The sequence below is a fragment of the Lysobacter sp. Root690 genome, assembly GCF_001427785.1.
Classification (GTDB): Bacteria; Pseudomonadota; Gammaproteobacteria; order Xanthomonadales; family Xanthomonadaceae; genus Lysobacter.
Genome location: NZ_LMHM01000001.1, coordinates 110,151 through 116,224 on the forward strand (window position 1 = coordinate 110,151; position 6,074 = coordinate 116,224).

The window sequence follows — 6,074 nt, forward strand, 5'->3', positions numbered from 1 at the left end:
CCAATGGCATTTCTAGATCAGAACCCCGGCCTCGGGTATCCGCTCGCGGCCGGTCTCGGCTTGTTGCTCGGCAGCTTCTACAACGTGGTGATCCTGCGCCTGCCCAAGCGGCTGGAGTGGGAGTGGAAGCGGGATTCGCGCGAAATCCTCGAACTGCCGGAGGTCTACGACCCGCCGCCGCCGGGGATCGTGGTCGAACGCTCGCATTGCCCGCATTGCAAGCACCAGCTGTCGTGGTACGAAAACATTCCGCTGTTCAGCTACCTCGCACTGCGCGGCAAGTGCCGACATTGCAAGACGCCGATCTCGCCGCAGTATCCGATCGTCGAATTCCTGACGATGGTGCTGATGCTGGCCTGCGTGGCCCGCTTCGGCTTCGGCTGGCAGGGGTTCGGAGCGATGGTGTTCACCAGCTTCCTGCTGATCCTGTCGGTCATCGACCTGCGCACCCAGTACCTGCCCGATGTACTGACGCTGCCGTTGATGTGGCTGGGCGTCATCGCCGCCAGCGATAACCTGTATTTCCCGCTAAAACCTTCGATTCTCGGCGTGATCGCAGGCTTCCTCGCACTGTGGCTGGCAGGGGAGTTGCATCGTCAGTACCAGATAGTGGTCAAACGGGTCAAAAACCCCGAAATCGGCATGGCGCCAGGCGACATGAAGCTGTTGGCGGCGATCGGCGCATGGGTCGGGCTCAAGGGCGTGCTGCCGGTGATCCTGCTGTCGTCGGCTGTCGGTGCTGTGATCGGGTCGCTGTGGCTGCTGTCCAAGGGCCTGAGCCTGAAGATCCACATTCCATTCGGACCGTATCTCGCCATCGCCGGCTGGATCGTGTTTTTCTGGGGCGAATCCCTGCTCCAGGCCTACCTGCGGTTTTCCGGGCTCGCCTGAGCCATGGCGGGGTTCTGCGTCGGCGTCACCGGCGGTGTCGCCTCGGGCAAGAGCGAGGTCACCCGTCGTTTCGAAACCCTGGGCATCGTCGTCGCCGATGCCGATCTGGCCGCGCGCGCCGCGGTCGCCGCCGGTAGCGAGGGCTTGACCCAGGTGGTCGCGGCGTTCGGCAACGACATCCTCGATCCGCACGGCGCGCTCGATCGCGCGGCAATGCGCCGGATCGTGTTCGCCGATCCGGCCGCGCGCAAACGCCTGGAAGCTATCGTCCATCCACTGGTGCGCGCCATGCTGCGCGAGCAATGCGCGGCCGCGGCCGGTGCGTATGCGATCGCGGCGATCCCGCTGCTGGCCGAGGGCGGCGGACGCGACGCGTATCCGTGGCTGGATCGCTGTCTGGTGGTCGACGTGCCGGTGGCGGTGCAGCAGGCACGGGTGATGCGCCGCGACGGCATCGATGCCGAGCTGGCCCAGCGCATGATCGACGCCCAGGCCACGCGCGAGGCGCGGCTGGCGATCGCCGACGATGTGATCGTCAACGACGGGGCGCTTGAGGCGCTGCAGGTTCAGGTCGAGGCGCTGGATCGGCGGTACCGTGCATTGGCGGCAAGTCCGCAGACCTAAGGTGCCGGTGAGATTGTGCTGGGAACGGCAGGCCTGAAGACGCTCTGACAAGAAGACGGCGACTCAGCCTCCGCCGCTTCGACGATTCAGCGATACGGCCTTGAAGCCCGACGCCCTTCGATCAGAGATCGCGGCTCCCGCCCCGCCCGACTCAGGCGTCCGCCCACAAACTCCGGATCGCGGCGATGCCCTGCGCGCCATGCTGGCGAGCTTCTCCCACATCTCCCGGCTCCAATCCACCGATCGCATAGATCGGCAGCGACACCGACTCGCGCAGCGCCGCGAAGGCCTCCCAGCCGATCCCCAGCACGCTCGGGTGGCTGGGCGTGGGTTTGATCGAACCGACCACGACGAAATCGCAGCCCAGTTGCTGCGCCGCGCGCAGCTCGTCGGCGTCGTGGCAGGACGCGGCCAGCGGCAGTTCCGCGGCGACGGGACGCTCGCGCAAATCGCGCAGTTGTGCGGCGCGCAGGTGCAGGCCGACACCCAGGCGCTGGGCCAACGCAATATCGCCGTTGATCAGCACCTCGACCTTCGCGGCACGGCAGCGCTTGACCGCCGCGGCCGCCAGACCCTGCCAGCGATCCGGCCCCAGACGGGTATCGCCGCCGCCGTCGGCCATACCCGGCGCGCGCAGCTGCACGCGCCGCACACCGGCGGCCAGCGAACGCGACAGCGCCGCCAGCCATGCATCGTCGCTGTCGCCGGGCTCGGGCGTAACCAGGTAGTGCTCGGGCTGCCGCAATGCCGCCACCACCGGCCGATCGGCCGGCGGCATCGCATAGCTGGCGAGCTTGTGCGGCGGCACCCAGGCCAGGGCCTGACCTTCGAGGCCGCGCGCGCTGCCGCGCCAGGCGCGGATCTCGCGCACGTCCAGAATCAGTCGCTTGTCGGGATAGGCCTGCGGCACGCAGATGATCTGCGCGCCCACCTCGGCCTCGATGCCGAGCTCTTCGTGCAGCTCGCGCGACAGCGCCGCCTGCGGCGTTTCACCGGGCTCGCACTTGCCGCCGGGAAATTCCCACAGCCCGGCCAGATCGCGCCCTTCGGTGCGGCGCGCGAGCAGAATGCGCCCGCGCGCGTCGCGGATCACGCCCGCGACGACATGAACTACCCGGGATTTGGGACTCGCGATTCGCGATTCGGTGGCCGCGGCCGCGTTATCCGTCGGGACCGACTCGGCTTTCGCCTTGCCATTCCCGACTCCCGATTCCCGACTCCCGGCTTCCTCAGCCCAACTGCCCATGGCAATGCTTGTACTTCTTGCCGCTGCCGCACGGGCAGGCGTCGTTGCGGCCGACATTGGCGAAGGCTTCCTCGGACACTTCCGCAGCTTCTTCGTCGGCGCCGAAACCACCGGCGCTCGCATGCTGGAACTGCATCTGCTGCAGCTGCGCCTCGGCCTGCGCGCGTTCCTGCGCTTCCAGGGCGGCGACTTCCTCTTCGCTCTGAATCCGCACGCGCGCCAGCAAGGTCACCACTTCGCGCTTGACCTTGTCGAGCATCTCCGAGAACAGCTCGAAGGCTTCCTTCTTGTATTCCTGCTTGGGCTGCTTCTGCGCATAACCGCGCAGGTGGATGCCCTGGCGCAGGTAATCCATGCGCGCGAGGTGCTCTTTCCAGTTCTGGTCGAGCACGTTGAGCATGATGTGCTTTTCGAGCATGCGCATGGTTTCGCTGCCGAGCTGGATCTCGCGCGCGGCGAAATGCTCGGCGACCGCGTCCTGGACCTTGGCGGCGATCGACTCGGCGTCGAGTTCCTCGGCCTTGCTCGCGGTCTCGACCAGCGGCACCTGCACGTTGAACTCCTGGGCGATGGTCGCCTCCAGACCCGGCAGGTCCCACTGCTCGTCGACCGAATTGGCCGGCACGTGGCGCTGGACCATGTCGGCGACCACGTCGCCGCGGATGCCCTCGACGTTCTCGTTGACGCTTTCGGCTTCCAGCAACTCGTCGCGCTGGCCGTAGATCACCTTGCGCTGATCGTTATTGACGTCGTCGAAGTCGAGCAGGTTCTTGCGGATGTCGAAGTTATGCGCTTCGACCTTGCGCTGCGCGTTGGCGATCTGCTTGGTCACCAGCGGGCTTTCGATGATGTCGTCTTCCTTCAGGCCCATGCGCGCCATAACGCGCTGCACCCAGTCGGCCGCGAAGATGCGCATCAGGTTGTCTTCGAGCGACAGGTAGAAGCGCGAGGAACCCGGGTCGCCCTGACGGCCGGCGCGACCGCGCAGCTGATTGTCGATCCGGCGCGATTCGTGACGCTCGGTGCCGACGATGTGCAGGCCGCCGGACGCCTTGACTGCGTCGTGACGCTCCTGCCATGCCGCCTTCAGGCGCTTGTGCGTTACTTCGTCGACCGGCTCGCCGTTGTTCTGCGCGGCCAGTTCGGCCAGTTCGCTTTCCAGCGAACCGCCGAGCACGATGTCGGTGCCGCGGCCGGCCATGTTGGTGGCGATGGTGATCGCGCCCGGACGACCGGCCTGGGCGATGATGTTCGCCTCGCGCTCGTGCTGCTTGGCGTTGAGCACCTCGTGCGCGACACCGGCCTCGGTGAGCTGCTGGCTGAGCATCTCCGACACTTCGATCGAGGTCGTGCCGACCAGCACCGGCTGCCCGCGTTCGTGCGCGGCCTTGATCTCGCCGAGCACCGCGCGGTACTTGCCCGGGCGGTTGAGGAACACTTGGTCGGAGTGATCCTTGCGCTGCATCGGCCGGTTGGTCGGGATCACGATCACTTCCAGGCCATAGATGCTCTGGAATTCGTAGGCTTCCGTATCGGCCGTGCCGGTCATGCCGGACAGCTTCTTGTACATGCGGAACAGGTTCTGGAAGGTGATCGAGGCCAGCGTCTGGTTCTCGCGCTGGACCGGCACGCCTTCCTTCGCCTCGACCGCCTGATGCAGACCATCGGACCAGCGACGCCCCTGCAGGGTGCGGCCGGTGAATTCGTCGACGATCACCACTTCGCCGTCGCGCACGATGTAGTCGACATCGCGCTGATAGATCGCATGCGCGCGCAGCGCCGCGTTGAGGTGATGGACCACCGAGATGTTGTGACCGGCGTACAGCGAATCGTCGTCTTCCGACAGGATGCCGGCCTTGCGCAGCAGTTCCTCGGCGTGTTCCTGGCCGGCTTCCGACAGATAAACCTGCTTGCCCTTCTCGTCGACCCAGTAATCGCCGTCACCGTCTTCTTTTTCCTGACGGGTCAGCGAGGGAACGATGCGGTTGACCTTGATGTACAGCTCCGGCGATTCGTCGGCCGGGCCGGAAATGATCAGCGGGGTGCGCGCTTCGTCGATCAGGATCGAGTCGACTTCGTCGACGATCGCGTAATGCAGGCCGCGCTGGAAACGGTCGTCCTTCGACAGCGCCATGTTGTCGCGCAGGTAGTCGAAGCCGAATTCGTTGTTGGTGCCGTAGGTGATGTCGCTGGCATAGGCGGCATGCTTGTCGCTGTGCTGCATGCCCGGGTAGACCACGCCGACGCTCAGGCCGAGCCAGTTGTACAGCTTGCCCATCCACGCCGAGTCGCGACGCGCCAGGTAGTCGTTGACCGTGACCACGTGGACGCCCTTGGATTCGAGCGCGTTGAGGTACACCGGCAGCGTACCGACCAGGGTCTTGCCCTCGCCGGTGCGCATCTCGGCGATCTTGCCCAGGTGCAGGACCATGCCGCCGATCAGCTGCACGTCGTAGTGACGCATGCCGAGCACGCGCTTGGACGCTTCGCGGCAGACCGCGAACGCCTCCGGCAGCAGCTTGTCGAGCGACTCGCCGTCGGCGATGCGCTGCTGGAACTCCGGGGTCTTGGCCTGCAGCTGCGCGTCGGAGAGTTTTTCCATCTCCGGCTCGAGCGCATTGATCTTGACGACGGATCGTTGCAGTTGACGCAGCAGGCGATCGTTGCGGCTGCCGAAAACGCGGGTAAGCAAGCTGTTGAGCATGAACGGGTCCGTGTAAAGCGAACGGGGATTGCACAGGCGGGACGCTTAAGAGCGCGTCGGCGCCGGCAAGTTCCCAGGGAATCCAGACAACCGGCTCGATCCGTTCGCTTCGCTGCCCCAAAACGAAATCAGCAAAACGAAATCAGGGGCGCCGTGCGCCCCCGATCGGATCGAGCCTGGTCTTTGGCCACACGCATTCTAGCGTGGGGGGCGTGCTGAACGGTATCAAGGGGGATGTGCGCCGATCGAATGTGGGACTTTGCCCGATTCCACAGTTTGGGGATTGGGCGGATCGGGTGGCCGGGGCTTGGTTGGCGCTCACGCAATGGGCCGGCTTGTCGCTTCCGGCTGGCCGCGGTTCGGTGGGCGCTCTAGCCCACTGCTGCTTTTGCGGCGTGTATTTGCGTCGGATCGCCGGCTGGCCGAAGAGTTTGGGTCTGCGACCCCGGCCCGCCGCGTTGCGGCGGTTCTTCTAGCCCGCTGCTGCGTTTGCGGCGTGTGTGCGCGCCGGATCGCCGGCTGGCCGGCGAGATTGGGAGTGTGCTTCCGGCCCGCCGCGGTGCGGCGGTCGTTCTAGCCCGCTGCTGCTTTTACGGCGCATGCGTGCGT

4 protein-coding genes are annotated in these 6,074 nt (G+C 66.0%); 2 read left to right on the forward strand and 2 right to left on the reverse strand.

The window, feature by feature from the left end:
- Window positions 1-3: 3 nt before the first annotated feature.
- Window positions 4-891, forward strand: coding sequence for an A24 family peptidase (locus ASD86_RS00460; protein ID WP_056105805.1), 888 nt, complete (start codon window positions 4-6; stop codon window positions 889-891).
- 3 nt (window positions 892-894) lie between these two features.
- Window positions 895-1,515 carry a dephospho-CoA kinase gene (gene coaE, locus ASD86_RS00465; RefSeq protein WP_056105807.1) on the forward strand — a complete coding sequence of 207 codons (621 nt, stop codon included), beginning with the start codon at window positions 895-897 and terminating at the stop codon, window positions 1,513-1,515.
- Between the two features lie 151 nt (window positions 1,516-1,666).
- Here coaE and ASD86_RS00470 read toward each other — a convergent pair whose 3' ends face one another.
- Entirely contained in the window at window positions 1,667-2,650 is a 984-nt protein-coding gene (locus ASD86_RS00470) for a Nudix family hydrolase (RefSeq protein WP_056106986.1), read from the reverse strand.
- 94 nt (window positions 2,651-2,744) lie between these two features.
- Complete coding sequence (gene secA / locus ASD86_RS00475) at window positions 2,745-5,465, reverse strand: preprotein translocase subunit SecA (protein ID WP_056105809.1); 2,721 nt, start codon at window positions 5,463-5,465, stop codon at window positions 2,745-2,747.
- Window positions 5,466-6,074: the final 609 nt, after the last annotated feature.

Coding starts and splice junctions, on each gene's coding strand:
- coaE (WP_056105807.1), top strand. CDS start 895: ATGGCGGGGTTCTGCGTCGGCGTCACCGGCGGTGTCGCCTCGGGCAAG.
- ASD86_RS00460 (WP_056105805.1), top strand. CDS start 4: ATGGCATTTCTAGATCAGAACCCCGGCCTCGGGTATCCGCTCGCGGCC.
- secA (WP_056105809.1), bottom strand. CDS start 5,465: ATGCTCAACAGCTTGCTTACCCGCGTTTTCGGCAGCCGCAACGATCGC.